The following is a 17,547-nucleotide window of genomic DNA, read 5'->3' on the forward strand; positions in this document are numbered from 1 at the left end:
AGGATTTGAGGAAGAATTTGCAATAAAAAACCCGCGCAATGGCGGGTTTCATATCAAGCATAAGCAGGATCATTTCACTTTAAAAGCTTTCTTTCCCGGAAAGTAGGCGGTGTCCCCCAATTCTTCCTCTATACGAAGCAGTTGGTTGTATTTTGCCATACGGTCAGAACGGGATGCCGATCCGGTCTTGATCTGTCCGCAGTTTAACGCGACAGCCAGGTCCGCAATCGTGTTGTCTTCCGTTTCTCCGGAGCGGTGGGACATTACCGAAGTATATCCGGCATTTTTCGCCATGTTCACGGCAGCAATCGTCTCAGTTAAGGTACCAATTTGATTTACCTTCACCAAAATCGAATTCGCGATGCCTTTTTCTATTCCTGTGGAGAGTCTTTCGACATTGGTCACAAACAAATCGTCGCCGACCAATTGTACCTTATCGCCAATTTTCTCCGTAAGCGACTTCCATCCGTCCCAATCGTCTTCATACATCCCGTCTTCAATCGAGACAATCGGATATTTCGACGCCAGTTCAGCAAGGTAATCCGCCTGTTCTTCCGAAGAACGGATTTTCCCGGTCTCCCCTTCAAACTTAGTATAATCGTATTTGCCGTTCACATAGAATTCCGAAGCGGCGCAGTCCAAAGCAATCATCACTTCATCTCCGAATTTATAACCGGCATTTTCGACCGCCTTTCGGATGGTGTCCAAAGCGTCTTCAGTACCGCCGGCCAGATTCGGTGCAAATCCACCTTCGTCGCCTACCGCCGTTGACAGGCCGCGGTCGTGCAGGACTTTTTTCAGTTGGTGGAATATTTCAGTGCCTATCTGCATCGCCTGGGAAAAAGACTCGGCTTTAACCGGCATAATCATAAATTCCTGGAACGCAATCGGCGCATCCGAGTGCGAACCGCCGTTAATGATGTTCATCATCGGTACCGGAAGCGTATTGGCCGAAACCCCGCCCACATAACGGTACAATGGCAATCCCAGCTCGTTTGCCGCCGCCTTGGCTGCAGCCAGTGATACACCGAGAATGGCGTTGGCGCCGAGATTCGATTTATTGTGGGTGCCATCGAGATCAATCATCATGCTGTCGATCTTATTCTGCTCAAAAACTGAGATCCCGACCAGCTCGCGTGCAATGATGGTATTGACATTCTCCACCGCCTTCAGTACACCCTTGCCCATGTAAGCCTTGCCCCCATCGCGAAGTTCCACGGCCTCATGCTCGCCCGTAGACGCGCCTGATGGCACTGCCGCACGACCTAATACACCGTTCTCTGTAACAACATCAACTTCAATGGTTGGATTCCCCCTGGAATCAAAAATCTGCCTTGCATGGATTTTGATAATAATGCTCATGTTTTTGATTATTTGTTATTATTCGTATCAAATTTTTTCGAAATTACGGAATTATCACAACCCGAAAAAGTACATTTTTATAAAGTTATAAACGCAAACGTTTTAGTTTTGGCGCTATTTCTATTTTTTATGGCAACCCCTGCGGGCCGGGCTGTTCGCTTCAATCTTTCAGGATTTACCTTCCGCTGCGCTACAGGCCAATCCCAAAAGGATTTCCGCTGCCATCCCTGTTGCGGTTCCCACCCGGATTTCAATTTTCGGACCAGCCTTGGATGTTACAAAAAACAAAACCCGCAGCGAATACGCCGCAGGTTCCATAGTTATTTTTGCATCCTTTGAATAAACTCATCAAAAAGATAGGAAGAATCATGTGGCCCCGGACTCGCCTCGGGATGGTACTGCACTGAAAAGCAGTTTTTCGATTTCATTTTCATTCCCGCTACCGTATGGTCGTTGATGTGAAGCTGCACGATTTCGATATCGGGGTGCGCTTCCACTTCTTCACGATTCACAGCAAATCCGTGATTTTGTGAAGAGATTTCGCCCTTGCCCGTCACCAGGTTTTTCACAGGGTGGTTGATGCCACGGTGCCCACCGAACATTTTGAATGTGGAAATCCCGTTGGCCAGCCCGATGATCTGGTGACCCAGGCAAATGCCAAACAGCGGCCGGTCGTTAGCGAGGATTTCCTGCGCGACGGCAATTGCGCCCTCGAGCGGTTCCGGATCCCCGGGACCATTTGAAAGGAAATAACCGTCCGGATTAAAGGATTCCATTTCGGTGTAGGTCGCATTGTACGGAAAAACCTTGATGTAGCAGTCCCTTTTGGCGAAATTACGAAGGATATTCTCCTTGATGCCCAGGTCGAGCGCCGAGATCCTGAAGGCAGCTTCCGGATTGCCGTAATAATAGGGCTCCTTAACCGAAACCCTCGAGGCCAATTCCAGGCCTTTCATATCCGGTACTGCGGCGAGCAACGTCCTGAGTTCCCCGACAGGCGTGCCGTCAGTGCAGATAACGGCATTTTGGGCACCGTTGTCGCGGATGTATGCGGTCAATGCGCGCGTATCGACATCCGAAATGCCAATCAGGTTCTGCGCGGTGAAATAATCCTCGAGGCTGCCCGATGCGTTTTCGCGTGAGTAATTGTAGCTGAAATTCTTACAGACCAATCCGGCAATCTTAATCGATCCCGACTCGGTTTCCTGCGGATTAACGCCGTAGTTTCCGATATGCGCGTTGGTGGTCACCATGATTTGCCCGAAGTAGGAGGGATCGGTAAAAATTTCCTGGTAACCGGTCATCCCGGTATTGAAACAAAGTTCTCCAAAGGTTTTGCCGGAAACACCGATGGATTTTCCGTGAAAAATGGTGCCATCGGAAAGAAGCAGGATGGCTTTCTGGCGGGTGTTGTATTTCATAGTAGTTGTTGTTGTTTGCAGCGCAGGCGGCTGTGTTTATGGTCTGAACTGCCTGCGATGACTAGTGCAAATTTAATTCAAACGTAATGGAACTTAAAATTTAGTTATGAAAACCGATTGTTCATAATTGCCGATACATCTGGCCCGGCTAACATCGGCATTCATTTTCCCGATGGCACCCAGCGGGAACAAACAAAAACGGAAATTGCCCGGGACTAAAAACCAAAAAAAAAGGACAAACTAGTAAAAGTTTATCCTTTGATTTTATGGGATGCTGATTTTCATTATTCAGCGTCTTCCTTTTTTTCTTCGTCTGTCGACGGCTCATCAGCCTGCGCTTCCGCCTGTGGTTCTGCCGGAGTTTCTGCTTTAACAACCGGAGTTTCTTCCACTTGCGGTGTTTCAACTTCAGCAACCGGAGCTTGTTCTGCCTGCTCACTCGCACCTGAGTCAACAACGGCTTCAGGAGCAGCTTCCGCTACCGGCGCTTCAGCAACCGGTGCAGCCTTAGGCGCAGCAGTCGCAGTAGCACCTTTCGCCTTAGAGCGACGGCTTCTGCCTTTTTTCTCTTCTTTTTTACCTCCGTTGTAGAGTTCGTTGAAGTCTACCAATTCGATCATCGCCATATCCGCGTTATCCCCAAGACGGTTACCTACCTTGATGATACGGGTGTATCCACCCGGACGGTCGCCTACTTTAGCAGCTACGTCGCGGAACAGGTCCGTAACGGCATATTTGCTTCTCAGGTAAGCGAAAACGATACGACGGTTGTGTGTGGTATCTTCTTTTGATTTTGTAATCAGCGGTTCAACGAATTGTTTCAACGCTTTTGCTTTAGCGACAGTCGTATTGATGCGTTTGTGTTCGATCAATGAGCAGGCCATATTGGCAAGCATGGCTTTCCTGTGTCCTGTTTGTCTGCTTAAGTGGTTATTCTTTTTTCCGTGTCTCATGACATTGTTTTTAAAACTTCATCTTGCTGCGATCCGCCCTGGAGAGCAAAATATGAAGTTGTTTATTCTTTATCTAATTTGTATTTGGCCAGGTCCATTCCGAAAGTCAGGTTCTTTACAGCGACGAGTTCGTCTAATTCTGTAAGAGACTTTTTACCGAAGTTACGGAATTTCATCAGGTCATTTTTATTGAAAGACACTAAGTCTCCCAAGGTTTCCACTTCTGCAGCCTTAAGGCAGTTCAGCGCCCTTACGGAAAGATCCATATCAACAAGCTTTGTCTTAAGCAACTGTCGCATGTGCAATGATTCCTCGTCGTAAGATTCTGTCTGCGCAATTTCGTCTGCTTCGAGGGTAATCCTCTCATCAGAGAAAAGCATGAAGTGGTGGATCAGCACCTTAGCAGCTTCAGTAAGCGCATCTTTTGGGCTGATGGAACCGTCCGTCTTGATTTCAAAAACCAGCTTTTCGTAATCTGTTTTTTGCTCTACACGGAAGTTCTCAATGGCGTATTTCACATTCTTTACCGGAGTAAAGATGGAGTCAGTAAAAATGGTCCCGATGGCTACATTTTGTTTCTTGTTTTCTTCGGCCGGTACGTAACCGCGTCCTTTTTCAATAGTCAACTCGATGTTCAAGTTCACTTTACTGTCAAGGTTGCAGATTACCAATTCCGGGTTGAGCACCTGGAAACCGGAAATGAATTTTTGGAAATCACCGGCAGTAAGCTGGTTTTTCCCTGAAACGGAAATGGTCACCGATTCGTTATCGACATCCTCGATCTGGCGTTTGAAACGTACCTGCTTTAGGTTCAGGATGATTTCAGTAACGTCTTCAACAACTCCGGAAATAGTAGAAAACTCGTGGTCTACACCTTCTATTCGTACAGAGGTGATTGCATATCCTTCCAAAGCGGACAGCAGGACCCTTCTAAGAGCGTTCCCCACGGTCAATCCATAACCAGGTTCCAAAGGGCGGAATTCAAACTTCCCTTCAAAATCGGTTGAATCGATCATGATCACTTTATCGGGCTTCTGAAAATTAAATATTGCCATAATTTCGATTAAGTCAATTATTATTTGTTGTACAATTCGACGATCAGCTGTTCTTTGATGTTTTCAGGAATCTGCAATCTTGCAGGCACTGATACGAAAACACCTTCTTTAGTATCGTTGTTCCAGGTAATCCACTCGTATACGTGAGATGAATTAGACAATGAACGGTCGATGGATTCCAATGATTTTGATTTTTCACGAACAGCTACTTTATCGCCAGGCTTCAAATGGTATGAAGGGATATTTACCACTTCGCCATTCACGGTGATATGCCTGTGTGAAACGATTTGACGTGCACCTCTTCTTGAAGGGGCGATACCCATCCTGAACACGACATTATCCAATCTCGCTTCGCAAAGCTGGATCAGCACTTCACCGGTCACACCACGTGCCGCAGATGCTTTTTCGAAAAGTCCCCTGAATTGCTTCTCAAGAATTCCGTAGGTGTACTTCGCTTTTTGCTTTTCCATCAACTGAATTGCATATTCAGATTTCTTGCCTCTTTTTTTCGCCATTCCGTGTTGTCCCGGCGGGTAATTCCTTTTTTCGAAGGCTTTGTCGTCTCCGAAAATAGCTTCGCCAAACTTACGGGCGATTTTGGTTTTTGGACCAGTATATCTTGCCATTTTTAAAATTTTTGGGCAGCGATTATGAATTCAGGTCAAATCCTTCGATAATCTGTTTGCTGTCCCGGTTATACTATAAATTACTAATTAGACTCTTCTTCTTTTTGGAGGTCTACATCCATTGTGCGGCATTGGGGTAACGTCGATGATTTCAGTTACTTCAATTCCACCGTTATGAATAGAACGGATAGCAGACTCACGTCCGTTACCTGGTCCTTTTACATATACTTTTACTTTTTTAAGTCCGGCTTCCAAAGCGACTTTGCTGCAATCCTCGGCGGCCATCTGGGCAGCATACGGCGTGTTCTTCTTAGAACCCCTGAAGCCCATTTTACCTGCTGAAGACCATGAAATCACTTCACCTTTCTTGTTGGTCAACGAAATAATGATGTTGTTGAAAGTAGCGTTGATGTGCGCTTCCCCTGTTGACTCAACAATGACTTTACGTTTTTTTGTACTTGCCTTAGCCATACTACTTATTATTTAGTTGCTTTTTTCTTGTTGGCAACAGTTTTTCTCTTACCTTTTCTTGTCCTTGAGTTATTCTTGGTCCTTTGTCCCCTTAAAGGAAGCCCTGACCTGTGACGAATACCCCTGTAGCATCCGATGTCCATCAAACGTTTGATGTTCAACGACACTTCAGAACGAAGTTCACCTTCTATTTTGTAGTAAGATACCGCGTCACGGATGGCACCGATCTGATCGTCGTTCCAATCCTGAACTTTAATATCCTCGCTTACGTTGGCTTTTGCCAAAATCTCGCTGGCACGGCTCTTTCCAATTCCGAAGATATAGGTCAAAGCGATTACGCCTCTTTTGTTTTTTGGGATGTCTACCCCTGCTATTCTTGCCATAATTATCCTTGTCTTTGTTTAAATCTAGGATTCTTTTTGTTGATTACGTATAATCTGCCTTTTCTGCGAACGATGACGCATTCGGCGCTTCTTTTCTTAACTGATGCTCTTACTTTCATTTTAGTTTAGCTTTCGCTTTCAGCTTCCGGGATCCATCATTAACCTGGGGCTAACTACTGGCGGCCGACTGCTGACAGCTATTAATATCTATAAGTAATTCTTGCTTTTGACAAATCGTAAGGACTCATTTCCAGTTTCACTTTATCACCAGGTAATAACTTGATGTAATGCATACGCATTTTTCCGGAGATGTGGGCGATTACGATATGCCCGTTTTCTAATTCCACACGGAACATCGCATTTGACAATGCTTCAATGATTGATCCGTCCTGCTCTATTGCTGCCTGTTTAGCCATAAATAATTAAGCTACCGCTTTCCTGTTTTTACCGCTTTTCATCAAGCTGTCGTAGTGCCTGTTCAATATATATGAATTGATTTGCTGGATTGTATCAATCGCAACCCCAACCATAATGATCAGCGACGTACCTCCGAAGAACATTGCCCATTGCTGCTGTACTCCTGCATTGTGCACTACTGCCGGGAACACGGCGATAAGTGCGAGGAATAAAGAACCAGGGAATGTAATCAAAGACATGATCTTATCCAGGTAATCCGAAGTTTCCACACCCGGCCTGATGCCTGGGATAAATCCGCTGCTCCTTTTCAGGTCATCGGCCATCTTGTTTGTAGGCACGGTGATCGCAGTATAGAAATACGTGAAAATAATAATCAGCAAGGCAAACACGAGGCAGTACCAAAAGCCGAATACGTTGCTGAACTCTGCCGCAATGGATTGCGAAAGGTCAGACTGTGACAATTTAGCCAGCGCAGCCGGGATGAACATGATTGCCTGGGCAAAGATGATTGGCATAACCCCTGAAGCATTCAGCTTTAAAGGGATAAACTGCCTGTTTGCACCATTAGCATCCTGCTCGAACTCCCCTGACACGGTTCTTCTCGCGTATTGTACCGGAATCTTCCTCACCGCCATTACGAGCAATACGCAGGAAATGATTACCAGCAACCACACAATAATTTCGATGACCAATAGCATCGGTCCGCCATTATTGTTTGTAATCGTCGAGGTGAACTCCTGTGCAAAAGCCTGGGGCATCCTGGCTAAGATTCCCACCATAATCAATAATGAGATTCCGTTGCCAATTCCCTTATCAGTGATTTTTTCCCCAAGCCACATCGCAAATATCGTACCGGTTACGAGAATCGCTACCGAAATAAACAGGAAGTAGAAAGAGAAAAACTCAGGATTAAAAGCCGTTGCCGGTAAGGTCTGCCTTAGGTTATAGATGTAACCAGGGCCCTGTACCAAAGTAATCGCGATAGTCAGCCAACGCGTGATCTGGTTCAGCTTTTTCCTTCCGCTTTCTCCGTCTTTCTGTAGTTTCTGAAGATAAGGAATCGCAATTCCCATCAACTGTACCACGATCGATGCAGAGATATAAGGCATGATACCAAGCGCAAGGATAGACGCTTTGGAGAAAGCACCACCGGTAAACATATCCAGGATGGAACCGATACCGTTTTTGGTTTGTCCGGTCAGTCCGTCCAACTGTGTCGCATCAATACCCGGCAGTGTGACGTGTGCACCAAAACGATAAACGAGTAACAGGCCGAGCGTAAACACGATCCTGTTCCTCAATTCGTCGATTTTCCAGACATTGGCTAAAGATTCGAAAAATTTCTTCATAATGACAGAAATTATAAGGTTACGGCTTCACCACCTGCAGCTTCAATGGCCGCTTTGGCTGTAGCAGTAAATTTGTGAGCAGTTACTTTTAATTTTGCTTTCAGTTCACCTCTCCCCAACACTTTTACCATTTCATTTTTGGTGGCCAGACGATTGCCAACGAACACAGTCATATCGACTGCATCGGTCACAATACCGTTATCTACCAATGATTGTAACGTATCAAGATTTACACCCTGGTACTCCACACGGTTGATGTTTTTGAAACCAAACTTAGGCACACGTCTCTGAAGTGGCATCTGACCTCCTTCGAAACCAATCTTTTTAGAGTATCCTGAACGGGATTTTGCTCCCTTGTGACCACGTGCAGCGGTACCACCTTTTCCGGAACCTTCTCCGCGACCTACCCTTTTATTCTGATTGTGGGTTGAACCCTCAGCAGGTTGTAAGTTACTTAAATTCATAAGGATAATTTATTATTTAACTTCCTCTACGGAAACTAAGTGTTTTACTTTATTTATCATTCCAAGGATTGCAGGATTTGACTCATGCTCCACAACCTGGCCCATTTTACGAAGGCCTAAAGCTTCAAGTCCCCTTTTTTGTGTAAGCGGACAGTTGATTTTGCTTCTAACTTGTTTTACTCTTAACTTTGCCATATTTCCTGTAATTATCCTTTAAATACTTTCTCTAAAGAAACACCCCTCTGTTTTGCAACAGTATGCGCACTCCTCATCTGCAACAAAGCATCGAAAGTCGCTTTTACCACGTTATGTGGGTTTGATGATCCTTGTGATTTTGACAATACGTCGTGAATACCTACCGACTCGAGTACCGAACGAACGGCACCACCGGCGATAACTCCCGTACCATGCGAAGCAGGCATCAGGAACACACGCGCACCACCAAATTTTCCTTTTTGTTCGTGTGGAACAGACTGTCCGCTCAAAGGAATCTTCACCAGGTTTTTCTTTGCATCTTCCACCGCTTTAGCGATTGCTTCAGAAACGTCTTTTGATTTTCCCAATCCGTGACCTACTACCCCATTTTCATCACCTACAACTACAATAGCAGAGAAACCGAATGCACGACCTCCTTTTGTAACTTTGGTAACACGATTTACACTAACCAGACGATCTTTGAGTTCCAGTCCGCTTGGTTTTACAGATTCTATATTTCTATTTTTCATAATAAATTAGAATTTAAGTCCAGCGGCCCTTGCGCCTTCTGCTAATGATTGAATACGACCGTGGTATAAGTAACCACCCCTGTCGAATGTAACTGTTTCGATTCCGGCCTTCAATGCTTTCTCAGCAACCAGTTTTCCAACTTCGGCTGCAGTAGCTACATTAGTACCCTTATTTACTCCTTTTTCTCTTGAAGAGGCTGCCAATAAAGTCACTCCGTTCACATCATCAATGAGCTGTGCGTAGATTTCTTTATTGCTCCTGAATACAGATAGTCTTGGTTTTGCAGCAGTTCCGCTTACAATCTTTCTGATTCTGAATTTGATCCTCTGTCTTCTATCGGATTTTGTTAATGACATAATCTTTAAAATTTTTAAGCTGATTTACCTGCTTTTCTTCTTAATACTTCACCTACGAACTTAACTCCTTTTCCTTTGTAAGGCTCAGGACGACGGAAACCACGGATTTTCGCGGCTACGGCACCCAAAAGTTGCTTGTCATGGGAAGTTAACTTGATAATCGGGTTCTTACCTTTCTCAGAAACGGTCTCTACCGCTACTTCAGGTGCGATATCGATAACGATGTTGTGAGAAAAACCTAAAGCAAGATCCAGTTTCTGACCTTGGTTTGAAGCCCTGTAACCCACACCCACCAATTCCAATTCTTTGGTGAAACCTTCAGAAACACCTACAACCATATTGTTGATCAGCGCCCTGTAAAGACCGTGTTTCGATCTTTGGTCCTTGGAATCTGAAGACCTTTCCACTAAGACCTGGTCTCCTTCCATTTTTATTTCCACGTCAGCGAAATCCTGTGTCAGCTGACCTTTTTTTCCTTTTACGGTAACCATGCCGTCCTTTACTTCAACAGTAACGCCTGCAGGGATTGTAACCGGGTTTTTACCTATTCTTGACATCTTCTAATCTTTTTTAGTTAGTATACGTAACAGATAACCTCACCACCTACATTCAGTTGTTTCGCTTGCTTACCGGTCATAAGACCTTTAGAAGTGGAAACAATGGAAATACCTAATCCGTTAAGGATTCTAGGCAATTTGGCAGCACCTGCGTACTTACGTAAACCTGGTTTACTAATTCTTTGGATATCCTTGATTACAGGCTCTTTGGTATCTTTATCATACTTCAAAGCGATTTTGATGGAACCCTGAACGGTGTTGTCCTCAAACTTGTAACTCAGGATGTAACCCTGATCAAATAAGATCTTGGTAATCTCTTTTTTAAGATTAGAAGCAGGGATTTCAACGACTTTGTGGTTTGCAGCCACAGCGTTACGTACCCTTGTCAAATAATCCGCGATTGGATCTGTGTACATATAATTGAAATTGCGGTTTTGGTATTCATGCCGGACCATCCGACAGAACCTGAAACCATTAAACTTAGTAATTAATCAACAGACAGTTGTAAGTTGCCCGTTAAAAGCGTGCAAACTTACAACTATCTGTTGAATTATCAAAATGGTAAAAAAAATTTACCAGCTGGCCTTCTTTACACCCGGAATTAATCCCATGTTTGCCATTTCACGGAAAGTTACACGTGAAATACCAAACTGACGCATATAACCCCTTGGTCTTCCTGTCAGCTTGCAACGGTTGTGCAAACGTACCGGTGAAGCGTTTTTCGGCAATTTCTGCAAGCCTTCGTAATCTCCGGCCTCTAACAAAGCCTTCCTTTTTTCAGCATACTTCGCTACCGTTTTCTCTCTTTTCACCTCGCGGGCTTTCATTGATTCTTTAGCCATGTCTTAATTCTTTTTAAAAGGTAAACCTAATTCAGCCAACAACGATTTTGCTTCTTTGTCTGTAGCAGCAGTCGTCACGAAAGTGATGTCCATACCAGTGATCTTGTTCACTTTATCTATATCGATCTCCGGGAAGATGATCTGCTCCAACACACCAAGGTTGTAGTTTCCACGTCCGTCAAAGCCGGTAGCCTTGATTCCGCTGAAATCACGAACACGTGGCAGCGCCGAAGTAATCAGCCTGTCAAGGAACTCATACATTCTTTCGCCACGAAGGGTCACTTTAGCACCGATAGGCATGCCTTTCCTCAATTTGAACGACGCAACGTCTTTCTTAGAGATGGTGGAAACTGCCTTTTGTCCGGTGATCTTAGTCAATTCATCTACAGCATAATCGATCAGTTTCTTGTCAGAAACAGCTGCACCAACTCCTTTACTCAAAACGATCTTCTCAAGTTTAGGAACCTGCATCACGTTTTTGTAACCGAATTCTTCTTTAAGAGCAGACACAACGCGGTCTTTATACTCTTGTTTTAGTCTTGGAATATATGCCATCACTATGCTTTATTAGCTTTCTTTGATTCTTTTTTCGCTCCTTTAGCCGGTGCTGTACCTTCTACCTTTGACAGGTTGGAAATGTGGATCGGAGCTTCTTTCTTAACGATGCCGCCTTGTGGGTTTTTAGCGCTTGGCTTAGTGTGCTTGGACACCATGTTCACCCCTTCAACGATCGCCTTGTTTTTCTCAGGATACACACGTGAAACTGTTCCCGTAGTACCTTTGTGGTCACCTGCAATTACTTTTACAGTGTCTCCGCTTTTTATTTTTAGCTTTATCATCTCAAAATAAATTAAAGCACTTCTGGTGCCAGTGATACAATTTTCATGAATTGCTTTTCACGAAGTTCTCTCGCAACCGGACCAAAAACACGGGTTCCCCTCATTTCGCCCTGCGCGTTCAGAAGAACACATGCATTATCGTCGAAACGGATGTAAGAACCATCGGCTCTTCTTACCTCTTTTTTGGTACGTACAACAACTGCAGTTGAAACCGCTCCTTTTTTAACGTTTCCGTTTGGAGTGGCATCCTTAATTGAAACTACAATCTTATCTCCGACAGAGGCGTAACGACGTTTCGTTCCACCCAGGACACGAATAGTCAAAACTTCTTTTGCTCCCGTGTTGTCTGCTACTTTTAATCTTGATTCCTGTTGTACCATAATTACTTAGCTCTTTCAATGATTTCAACCAATCTCCAATTTTTGGTTTTACTTAAAGGACGCGTCTCGTGTATCCTTACCGTATCGCCAATATTGCAGTCATTTTTTTCGTCGTGTGCAACAAATTTCTTTGTTTTCAATACGAACTTACCGTATAACGGGTGCTTTACTTTAGTGACCTGTGACACAACAATGGACTTGTCCATCTTGTTTGAGGTAACCACACCTATTCTCTCTTTTCTTAAGTTTCTTTTATCTTCCATTTTTGCAGGATTATTGTTGCTCTCTTTTGCCCAATTCAGTAGCCAGTCTTGCAACTGTCCTTCTTACACTTCTGATTTGAAGCGGATTCTCTATAGGAGAAATAGCGTGGGCCATTTTAAGATCGTTATAGGTCTTTTTAGTCTGGCTCAGTTTTTCCTGCAATTCAGCAACGGAAAGATCTTTAATTTCTGTTTGTTTCATAATGCTATAAATTATGCTTCGAAATCTCTTGCAACTACGAATTTGGTCTTAACCGGCAATTTTTGTGCAGCCAGACGCAAAGCTTCCTTGGCAACTGACAATGGCACACCACCGACCTCAAACATGATTCTTCCCGGTTTTACAACGGCAGCCCAATATTCAACGGCTCCTTTACCTTTACCCATACGTACCTCAAGAGGCTTTTTGGTGATAGGCTTATCCGGGAAAATTTTGATCCATAATTGACCCTCCCTTTTCATGTAACGGGTTGCAGCAATACGCGCAGCCTCGATTTGACGGGAAGTCAAAAACATACCATCTTCGTGTACAGATTTAATTCCGAACATTCCGTTTGAAAGTTCATGCCCTCTGTTGGCATTCCCCTTCATTCTACCTTTTTGTACCTTACGGTATTTTGTTCTTTTAGGCTGTAACATTTTCTTTACTTTTTAAAATTACTTTCTTTTACGGTCTCCGCCGCCACCTGGTTTCCTGTCCTTGTTGAAAGGCTTGCGATCACCCCTTGGGCCATCGTTGCGCTTGTCACCACCGGTACCAGACTTCTGCTTGTCCATTCCGACAAGTGGAGAAAGATCTCTCTTACCGTAAACTTCACCTTTCATGATCCATACCTTGATACCCATACGACCGTAAGTCGTGTGCGCTTCAGCCAAAGCATAGTCAATATCGGCCCTGAAAGTTGAAAGAGGAATACGTCCTTCTTTGAAACCCTCTGAACGTGCCATCTCAGCCCCGTTCAAACGTCCGGAAATCAAAACCTTGATGCCTTCAGCGTTCATACGCATAGAGGCAGCAATAGCCATTTTGATTGCCCTTCTGTAAGAAATACGGCTTTCGATCTGACGGGCGATGCTTGATGCAACTAAAAAAGCATCCAGTTCAGGTCTTTTGATTTCAAAGATGTTGATTTGAACCTCCTTGTCAGTAACCTTCTTCAATTCCTCTTTCAGCTTGTCTACCTCCTGGCCGCCTTTCCCAATAATAATACCGGGACGGGCAGTGGTGATAGTAACGGTTACAAGCTTCAAAGTTCTCTCGATGATTACTTTTGATACACTAGCTTTAGATAGACGGGCGTGGATGTACTTCCTGATTTTGTAATCCTCGGCGATCTTATCACCGTAGTCATTACCTCCAAACCAGTTAGAGTCCCATCCCCTGATGATCCCAAGTCTGTTTCCGATTGGATTTGTCTTTTGTCCCATTTCTCTTAGTTGCTTTGTGTGTTATCTAATTGTCCCAACACGATTGTTACGTGGTTGGAACGCTTTCTAATTCTGTGTGCCCTTCCTTGCGGCGCAGGACGAAGCCTTTTGAGCATCATACCTCCGTCAACACGGATTTCTTTCACGATCAAGCCTGCTTCTGCAACGTTTCCGTCAGCATTTTTCTGCTCCCAGTTGTTGATTGCAGATAACAACAGTTTTTCAAGCTTGCGTGAAGCCTCTTTGGTGCTGAACCTTAAGATGTTCAACGCCCTTTCAACCTTCTGACCTCTTACCAAGTCCGCTACCAAGCGCATTTTTCTAGGTGAAGTAGGGCAGTTATTCAACTTTGCGAAAGCAATCTGCTTGTTAGCTTCTTTGATGCCTTCGGCTCTTTCTCTTTTACGAACTCCCATTGCTTCTTATTTTTTACCTTTATTTTTTGCTCCAGCGTGACCACGGAATGATCTTGTTGGCGAAAATTCTCCTAATTTATGACCTACCATGTTTTCTGTTACGTAAACCGGTACAAACTGACGACCGTTGTGTACAGCGATCGTTTGTCCTACGAAGTCAGGTGTAATCATGGAAGCGCGAGACCAGGTCTTTACTACGCCTTTGTTACCCTTTTCAATATTCTCCTGAACTTTTTTGTCTAACTTGTAGTGAACAAAAGGTCCTTTTTTTAATGAACGTGCCATATCTTATTATTTCTTTCTACGTTCTACGATATACTTATTACTCGGGTTTTGCTTCGCACGCGTCCTGTAACCTTTAGCTGGCAATCCTTTTCTTGAACGCGGATGTCCACCTGAAGAGCGTCCTTCTCCACCACCCATTGGGTGATCGACAGGGTTCATCGCTACCGGCCTTGTTCTTGGCCTTCTGCCCAACCATCTTGTCCTACCGGCTTTACCGGAAACGATCAACTGGTGGTCAGAGTTTGAAACTGCTCCAATAGTTGCCGAACAGGTCAAAAGGATCAACCTTGTCTCTCCTGAAGGCATCTTGATTGTAGCATACTTTCCGTCCCTTGCCATCAATTGTGCAAAAGTTCCGGCAGAACGGGCGATAACCGCTCCCTGCCCCGGGCGTAATTCAATACATGAAATTACGGTTCCCAATGGAATTTTGCTCAATGGCAATGTATTACCGATTTCAGGTTGCGCTTCAGCTCCGGAAACTAATTTCTGGCCTACCTGCAATCCGTTTTGGGCAATAATATAAGTTTTCTCACCATCGGCGTAAGCCAATAAGGCGATGAACGCAGTCCTGTTTGGATCATACTCGATCGACTTCACCGTAGCAGGAATTCCATCCTTGGTACGTTTGAAATCAATAATACGATAACGCTGCTTGTGACCACCACCCGTATAACGCATGGTCATCTTTCCTTGACTATTTCTACCTCCTGAGTTTTTTATCGGTGCGATCAATGAACGCTCCGGCTTATCAGTTGTAATAGCGTCAAAACTATTCACAACTCTAAATCGCTGGCCCGGGGTAATAGGTTTTAATTTTCTAACTGACATAGTGCTGCCTTATTATTAGATGTTGTTGTAAAAATCTATTGTTTCTCCTTCTTGTACTTGTACGATTGCTTTCTTGAATGCATTCGTCTTTCCACTGATCATACCGCTTTTGGTGTATTTCGTACTCCTGTCCGGACGAACGTTCATGGTATTCACGCTAACTATCGTTACGCCATAAGCAGCTTCAACAGCTTTCTTAATCTGTACTTTGTTGGCTTTTTTATCTACCACGAACCCGAACTGGTTCAGAACCTCTCCCTGCTTGGTTACTTTTTCAGTTACTATAGGCTTAATTATGATGCTCATATCCTATCTTATTTGCTTAAATTTTCTTCAATTCCTTCTAAAGAACCTTCCAAAAGCACAACATTATTTGCGTTAAGGATTGCGTAAGTACTTAATTCTGAGCTCATTACAACGCTTGAAGCCTTTAAATTGCGTGACGACAAATATACATTTTTATTAGTATCACCCAACACGAACAAAGATTTTTTGTTCTCTAACCCTAAAGCTTTCAATACGTTAATGAAACTTTTAGTATTCGGAGTATCAAAATTGAAGTCTTCCAAAACGATCAGGCTTGATTCCTGTGCCTTCAATGCGAAAGCCGATTTCCTTGCCAGACGCTTCAGGTTTTTATTCAGTTTGAAAGAGTAACTTCTCGGACGTGGCCCGAAAACAGTTCCCCCACCTTTGAACAATGGCGATTTAACAGAACCAGCACGCGCTGTACCGGTACCTTTTTGCTTCTTGATCTTGCGGGTTGATCCGGTTACTTCTGCACGCTCCTTGGCCTTGTGCGTACCTTGCCTTTGGTTAGCCAGATACTGCTTTACATCAAGGTAAACCGCATGCTTGTTTGGCTCGATACCAAAAACGTCATCAGAAAGCTGTACTTTTCTTCCAGTTTCTTTTCCGCTGATATTTAAAACTTTTACTTCCATTACTTCTGAATGATTACATAAGAGTTGTTGTGACCAGGAATGGCACCTTTAACCAGGATCAGGTTTTTATCGGCCAATACCTTCAACACCCTCAGGTTTTGAACTTTAACATTTTCTCCACCCATTCTTCCCGCCATACGCATTCCTTTGAATACACGTGAAGGATAAGATGAAGCTCCCACAGAACCAGGCGCACGCAAACGGTTGTGCTGACCGTGAGTAGACTGTCCTACCCCGCCAAAACCGTGACGCTTTACAACACCCTGGAAACCTTTACCTTTGCTAACGCCTTGCACGTCCACAAATTCACCTTCTTCAAAAACGGTCACATCAATGATGTCACCCAATTTTTGCTCTGTTGCGAAATCCTGGAATTCAACGACTTTTTTCTTAGCAACAGTTCCAGCTTTCTTAAAGTGACCGATAGCCGCTTTTGTGGAATGTTTTTCAGTTTTGTCATCGAAACCAAGTTGCAACGCTTCATACCCGTCGACCTCTTTGGTTCTGACTTGGGTAACTACACATGGTCCAGCTTCGATTACGGTACACGGAATGTTTTTTCCGTTCTCGTCAAAGATGCTGGTCATGCCGATTTTTCTGCCAATTAACCCAGACATATTAAATATTTATAAATTGTTAAAAAATTGAGAACGGCACATACCGCTCCCTTTCGAGCGTGCAAAAGTAAAACATTTATTTGTTTATGCAAACTATTGATAATCCTTTTTTTAAGTTTTTTTTCAAACAGCAATAAAAAGGCCGAAAGAAGTGTTTTTTACCCCTTTATTACCAATTTTGATTCCGGCTTAAAAAAAATCCGCCGGAAAACTTCCCGGCGGATTATCAGTAATAAGCTACAGATACTTATACTTTGATTTCCACTTCAACACCGCTTGGCAACTCTAATTTCATCAGGGCGTCAATGGTTTTTGAAGACGAAGAGTAAATATCAATTAACCTTTTGTATGACATTACTTCAAACTGCTCCCTCGCTTTTTTGTTTACGTGCGGAGAACGCAGTACGGTAAAAAGTTTTTTGTGCGTTGGCAACGGAATAGGACCTGTAACCACAGCGCCGGTGCTTTTCACCGTTTTTACGATCTTCTCTGACGATTTGTCGACAAGCATATGATCGTACGATTTCAATTTTATTCTGATTTTTTGACTCATTTTCTTAAA

General features: G+C 43.9%; 30 protein-coding genes and 1 pseudogene. All 31 read right to left on the reverse strand.

The genetic code is table 11. The features are described 5' to 3' along the window. Positions 1 to 69: 69 nt before the first annotated feature. Positions 70 to 1,362 (reverse strand): phosphopyruvate hydratase, encoded by a 1,293-nt coding sequence (gene eno, locus HYN48_RS00480; RefSeq protein ID WP_108369272.1) that lies wholly within the window; start codon positions 1,360 to 1,362, stop codon positions 70 to 72. A gap of 320 nt (positions 1,363 to 1,682) precedes the next feature. Then, entirely contained in the window at positions 1,683 to 2,783 is a 1,101-nt protein-coding gene (carA, locus tag HYN48_RS00485) for a glutamine-hydrolyzing carbamoyl-phosphate synthase small subunit (RefSeq protein WP_108369273.1), read from the reverse strand. A 461-nt stretch (positions 2,784 to 3,244) separates the two neighbouring features. Next, positions 3,245 to 3,736 (reverse strand): annotated as a pseudogene (gene rplQ / locus HYN48_RS15345) (50S ribosomal protein L17); the annotation flags it as partial. A 62-nt stretch (positions 3,737 to 3,798) separates the two neighbouring features. Next, positions 3,799 to 4,791 (reverse strand): DNA-directed RNA polymerase subunit alpha, encoded by a 993-nt coding sequence (locus tag HYN48_RS00495; protein WP_108369275.1) that lies wholly within the window; start codon positions 4,789 to 4,791, stop codon positions 3,799 to 3,801. 20 nt (positions 4,792 to 4,811) lie between these two features. Beyond that, positions 4,812 to 5,417 carry a 30S ribosomal protein S4 gene (gene rpsD, locus HYN48_RS00500; RefSeq protein ID WP_108369276.1) on the reverse strand — a complete coding sequence of 202 codons (606 nt, stop codon included), beginning with the start codon at positions 5,415 to 5,417 and terminating at the stop codon, positions 4,812 to 4,814. An 87-nt stretch (positions 5,418 to 5,504) separates the two neighbouring features. Further along, positions 5,505 to 5,888, reverse strand: coding sequence for a 30S ribosomal protein S11 (rpsK, locus tag HYN48_RS00505; RefSeq protein ID WP_023574076.1), 384 nt, complete (start codon positions 5,886 to 5,888; stop codon positions 5,505 to 5,507). Positions 5,889 to 5,896: 8 nt separating this feature from the next. After that, positions 5,897 to 6,271, reverse strand: coding sequence for a 30S ribosomal protein S13 (rpsM, locus tag HYN48_RS00510; protein WP_108369277.1), 375 nt, complete (start codon positions 6,269 to 6,271; stop codon positions 5,897 to 5,899). Between the two features lie 2 nt (positions 6,272 to 6,273). Beyond that, positions 6,274 to 6,390: a type B 50S ribosomal protein L36 gene (gene ykgO / locus HYN48_RS00515; RefSeq protein ID WP_084139925.1), complete on the reverse strand. Its 117-nt coding sequence runs from the start codon at positions 6,388 to 6,390 to the stop codon at positions 6,274 to 6,276. 81 nt (positions 6,391 to 6,471) lie between these two features. Further along, positions 6,472 to 6,687: a translation initiation factor IF-1 gene (gene infA / locus HYN48_RS00520; protein ID WP_108369278.1), complete on the reverse strand. Its 216-nt coding sequence runs from the start codon at positions 6,685 to 6,687 to the stop codon at positions 6,472 to 6,474. A gap of 6 nt (positions 6,688 to 6,693) precedes the next feature. Beyond that, on the reverse strand, positions 6,694 to 8,037 hold the full coding sequence (gene secY, locus HYN48_RS00525) for a preprotein translocase subunit SecY (protein ID WP_108369279.1): 1,344 nt from the start codon (positions 8,035 to 8,037) through the stop codon (positions 6,694 to 6,696). Positions 8,038 to 8,048: 11 nt separating this feature from the next. Beyond that, positions 8,049 to 8,501 (reverse strand): 50S ribosomal protein L15, encoded by a 453-nt coding sequence (rplO, locus tag HYN48_RS00530; protein WP_108369280.1) that lies wholly within the window; start codon positions 8,499 to 8,501, stop codon positions 8,049 to 8,051. A 12-nt stretch (positions 8,502 to 8,513) separates the two neighbouring features. Next, positions 8,514 to 8,696, reverse strand: coding sequence for a 50S ribosomal protein L30 (rpmD, locus tag HYN48_RS00535; protein ID WP_108369281.1), 183 nt, complete (start codon positions 8,694 to 8,696; stop codon positions 8,514 to 8,516). 11 nt (positions 8,697 to 8,707) lie between these two features. Beyond that, entirely contained in the window at positions 8,708 to 9,226 is a 519-nt protein-coding gene (gene rpsE, locus HYN48_RS00540) for a 30S ribosomal protein S5 (RefSeq protein ID WP_108369282.1), read from the reverse strand. Between the two features lie 6 nt (positions 9,227 to 9,232). Further along, positions 9,233 to 9,583: a 50S ribosomal protein L18 gene (gene rplR, locus HYN48_RS00545; protein WP_108369283.1), complete on the reverse strand. Its 351-nt coding sequence runs from the start codon at positions 9,581 to 9,583 to the stop codon at positions 9,233 to 9,235. Positions 9,584 to 9,597: 14 nt separating this feature from the next. Beyond that, positions 9,598 to 10,140 (reverse strand): 50S ribosomal protein L6, encoded by a 543-nt coding sequence (gene rplF, locus HYN48_RS00550; protein ID WP_108369284.1) that lies wholly within the window; start codon positions 10,138 to 10,140, stop codon positions 9,598 to 9,600. 17 nt (positions 10,141 to 10,157) lie between these two features. Further along, positions 10,158 to 10,556: a 30S ribosomal protein S8 gene (rpsH, locus tag HYN48_RS00555; RefSeq protein ID WP_108373235.1), complete on the reverse strand. Its 399-nt coding sequence runs from the start codon at positions 10,554 to 10,556 to the stop codon at positions 10,158 to 10,160. A 156-nt stretch (positions 10,557 to 10,712) separates the two neighbouring features. Further along, on the reverse strand, positions 10,713 to 10,982 hold the full coding sequence (gene rpsN, locus HYN48_RS00560; RefSeq protein WP_108369285.1) for a 30S ribosomal protein S14: 270 nt from the start codon (positions 10,980 to 10,982) through the stop codon (positions 10,713 to 10,715). A 3-nt stretch (positions 10,983 to 10,985) separates the two neighbouring features. After that, entirely contained in the window at positions 10,986 to 11,537 is a 552-nt protein-coding gene (rplE, locus tag HYN48_RS00565) for a 50S ribosomal protein L5 (RefSeq protein ID WP_108369286.1), read from the reverse strand. Between the two features lie 2 nt (positions 11,538 to 11,539). Then, entirely contained in the window at positions 11,540 to 11,821 is a 282-nt protein-coding gene (gene rplX / locus HYN48_RS00570) for a 50S ribosomal protein L24 (protein WP_108369287.1), read from the reverse strand. Between the two features lie 11 nt (positions 11,822 to 11,832). Beyond that, on the reverse strand, positions 11,833 to 12,201 hold the full coding sequence (gene rplN / locus HYN48_RS00575; protein WP_108369288.1) for a 50S ribosomal protein L14: 369 nt from the start codon (positions 12,199 to 12,201) through the stop codon (positions 11,833 to 11,835). Between the two features lie 2 nt (positions 12,202 to 12,203). After that, positions 12,204 to 12,464: a 30S ribosomal protein S17 gene (rpsQ, locus tag HYN48_RS00580; RefSeq protein ID WP_108369289.1), complete on the reverse strand. Its 261-nt coding sequence runs from the start codon at positions 12,462 to 12,464 to the stop codon at positions 12,204 to 12,206. 10 nt (positions 12,465 to 12,474) lie between these two features. After that, positions 12,475 to 12,666: a 50S ribosomal protein L29 gene (gene rpmC, locus HYN48_RS00585; RefSeq protein WP_108369290.1), complete on the reverse strand. Its 192-nt coding sequence runs from the start codon at positions 12,664 to 12,666 to the stop codon at positions 12,475 to 12,477. A gap of 11 nt (positions 12,667 to 12,677) precedes the next feature. Beyond that, the gene (gene rplP / locus HYN48_RS00590; protein ID WP_108369291.1) at positions 12,678 to 13,103 is read right to left on the reverse strand and encodes a 50S ribosomal protein L16; all 426 of its coding nucleotides are present in this window, start codon (positions 13,101 to 13,103) and stop codon (positions 12,678 to 12,680) included. 18 nt (positions 13,104 to 13,121) lie between these two features. Continuing rightward, the gene (rpsC, locus tag HYN48_RS00595) at positions 13,122 to 13,892 is read right to left on the reverse strand and encodes a 30S ribosomal protein S3 (protein ID WP_108369292.1); all 771 of its coding nucleotides are present in this window, start codon (positions 13,890 to 13,892) and stop codon (positions 13,122 to 13,124) included. Between the two features lie 5 nt (positions 13,893 to 13,897). Further along, positions 13,898 to 14,308: a 50S ribosomal protein L22 gene (gene rplV / locus HYN48_RS00600; protein WP_108369293.1), complete on the reverse strand. Its 411-nt coding sequence runs from the start codon at positions 14,306 to 14,308 to the stop codon at positions 13,898 to 13,900. Between the two features lie 6 nt (positions 14,309 to 14,314). Continuing rightward, positions 14,315 to 14,593, reverse strand: a complete 279-nt coding sequence (gene rpsS, locus HYN48_RS00605) for a 30S ribosomal protein S19 (protein WP_014085019.1) — start codon at positions 14,591 to 14,593, stop codon at positions 14,315 to 14,317. 6 nt (positions 14,594 to 14,599) lie between these two features. Next, positions 14,600 to 15,424: a 50S ribosomal protein L2 gene (gene rplB, locus HYN48_RS00610; RefSeq protein ID WP_108369294.1), complete on the reverse strand. Its 825-nt coding sequence runs from the start codon at positions 15,422 to 15,424 to the stop codon at positions 14,600 to 14,602. A 15-nt stretch (positions 15,425 to 15,439) separates the two neighbouring features. Continuing rightward, positions 15,440 to 15,730, reverse strand: a complete 291-nt coding sequence (rplW, locus tag HYN48_RS00615; protein ID WP_108369295.1) for a 50S ribosomal protein L23 — start codon at positions 15,728 to 15,730, stop codon at positions 15,440 to 15,442. A gap of 8 nt (positions 15,731 to 15,738) precedes the next feature. Then, complete coding sequence (gene rplD, locus HYN48_RS00620; RefSeq protein WP_108369296.1) at positions 15,739 to 16,368, reverse strand: 50S ribosomal protein L4; 630 nt, start codon at positions 16,366 to 16,368, stop codon at positions 15,739 to 15,741. Beyond that, positions 16,368 to 16,985, reverse strand: coding sequence for a 50S ribosomal protein L3 (gene rplC, locus HYN48_RS00625; RefSeq protein ID WP_108369297.1), 618 nt, complete (start codon positions 16,983 to 16,985; stop codon positions 16,368 to 16,370). Before rplC ends, rplD begins: the two co-directional genes overlap by 1 nt. A gap of 247 nt (positions 16,986 to 17,232) precedes the next feature. Further along, complete coding sequence (gene rpsJ, locus HYN48_RS00630; protein ID WP_091141407.1) at positions 17,233 to 17,538, reverse strand: 30S ribosomal protein S10; 306 nt, start codon at positions 17,536 to 17,538, stop codon at positions 17,233 to 17,235. Positions 17,539 to 17,547 lie beyond the last annotated feature (9 nt).

The organism is Flavobacterium magnum (assembly GCF_003055625.1).
In the GTDB taxonomy this organism is placed as follows: domain Bacteria; phylum Bacteroidota; class Bacteroidia; order Flavobacteriales; family Flavobacteriaceae; genus Flavobacterium; species Flavobacterium magnum.

Coding starts and splice junctions, on each gene's coding strand:
- eno (WP_108369272.1), bottom strand. CDS start 1,362: ATGAGCATTATTATCAAAATCCATGCAAGGCAGATTTTTGATTCCAGG.
- carA (WP_108369273.1), bottom strand. CDS start 2,783: ATGAAATACAACACCCGCCAGAAAGCCATCCTGCTTCTTTCCGATGGC.
- HYN48_RS00495 (WP_108369275.1), bottom strand. CDS start 4,791: ATGGCAATATTTAATTTTCAGAAGCCCGATAAAGTGATCATGATCGAT.
- rpsD (WP_108369276.1), bottom strand. CDS start 5,417: ATGGCAAGATATACTGGTCCAAAAACCAAAATCGCCCGTAAGTTTGGC.
- rpsK (WP_023574076.1), bottom strand. CDS start 5,888: ATGGCTAAGGCAAGTACAAAAAAACGTAAAGTCATTGTTGAGTCAACA.
- rpsM (WP_108369277.1), bottom strand. CDS start 6,271: ATGGCAAGAATAGCAGGGGTAGACATCCCAAAAAACAAAAGAGGCGTA.
- ykgO (WP_084139925.1), bottom strand. CDS start 6,390: ATGAAAGTAAGAGCATCAGTTAAGAAAAGAAGCGCCGAATGCGTCATC.
- infA (WP_108369278.1), bottom strand. CDS start 6,687: ATGGCTAAACAGGCAGCAATAGAGCAGGACGGATCAATCATTGAAGCA.
- secY (WP_108369279.1), bottom strand. CDS start 8,037: ATGAAGAAATTTTTCGAATCTTTAGCCAATGTCTGGAAAATCGACGAA.
- rplO (WP_108369280.1), bottom strand. CDS start 8,501: ATGAATTTAAGTAACTTACAACCTGCTGAGGGTTCAACCCACAATCAG.
- rpmD (WP_108369281.1), bottom strand. CDS start 8,696: ATGGCAAAGTTAAGAGTAAAACAAGTTAGAAGCAAAATCAACTGTCCG.
- rpsE (WP_108369282.1), bottom strand. CDS start 9,226: ATGAAAAATAGAAATATAGAATCTGTAAAACCAAGCGGACTGGAACTC.
- rplR (WP_108369283.1), bottom strand. CDS start 9,583: ATGTCATTAACAAAATCCGATAGAAGACAGAGGATCAAATTCAGAATC.
- rplF (WP_108369284.1), bottom strand. CDS start 10,140: ATGTCAAGAATAGGTAAAAACCCGGTTACAATCCCTGCAGGCGTTACT.
- rpsH (WP_108373235.1), bottom strand. CDS start 10,556: ATGTACACAGATCCAATCGCGGATTATTTGACAAGGGTACGTAACGCT.
- rpsN (WP_108369285.1), bottom strand. CDS start 10,982: ATGGCTAAAGAATCAATGAAAGCCCGCGAGGTGAAAAGAGAGAAAACG.
- rplE (WP_108369286.1), bottom strand. CDS start 11,537: ATGGCATATATTCCAAGACTAAAACAAGAGTATAAAGACCGCGTTGTG.
- rplX (WP_108369287.1), bottom strand. CDS start 11,821: ATGATAAAGCTAAAAATAAAAAGCGGAGACACTGTAAAAGTAATTGCA.
- rplN (WP_108369288.1), bottom strand. CDS start 12,201: ATGGTACAACAGGAATCAAGATTAAAAGTAGCAGACAACACGGGAGCA.
- rpsQ (WP_108369289.1), bottom strand. CDS start 12,464: ATGGAAGATAAAAGAAACTTAAGAAAAGAGAGAATAGGTGTGGTTACC.
- rpmC (WP_108369290.1), bottom strand. CDS start 12,666: ATGAAACAAACAGAAATTAAAGATCTTTCCGTTGCTGAATTGCAGGAA.
- rplP (WP_108369291.1), bottom strand. CDS start 13,103: ATGTTACAGCCTAAAAGAACAAAATACCGTAAGGTACAAAAAGGTAGA.
- rpsC (WP_108369292.1), bottom strand. CDS start 13,892: ATGGGACAAAAGACAAATCCAATCGGAAACAGACTTGGGATCATCAGG.
- rplV (WP_108369293.1), bottom strand. CDS start 14,308: ATGGGAGTTCGTAAAAGAGAAAGAGCCGAAGGCATCAAAGAAGCTAAC.
- rpsS (WP_014085019.1), bottom strand. CDS start 14,593: ATGGCACGTTCATTAAAAAAAGGACCTTTTGTTCACTACAAGTTAGAC.
- rplB (WP_108369294.1), bottom strand. CDS start 15,424: ATGTCAGTTAGAAAATTAAAACCTATTACCCCGGGCCAGCGATTTAGA.
- rplW (WP_108369295.1), bottom strand. CDS start 15,730: ATGAGCATCATAATTAAGCCTATAGTAACTGAAAAAGTAACCAAGCAG.
- rplD (WP_108369296.1), bottom strand. CDS start 16,368: ATGGAAGTAAAAGTTTTAAATATCAGCGGAAAAGAAACTGGAAGAAAA.
- rplC (WP_108369297.1), bottom strand. CDS start 16,985: ATGTCTGGGTTAATTGGCAGAAAAATCGGCATGACCAGCATCTTTGAC.
- rpsJ (WP_091141407.1), bottom strand. CDS start 17,538: ATGAGTCAAAAAATCAGAATAAAATTGAAATCGTACGATCATATGCTT.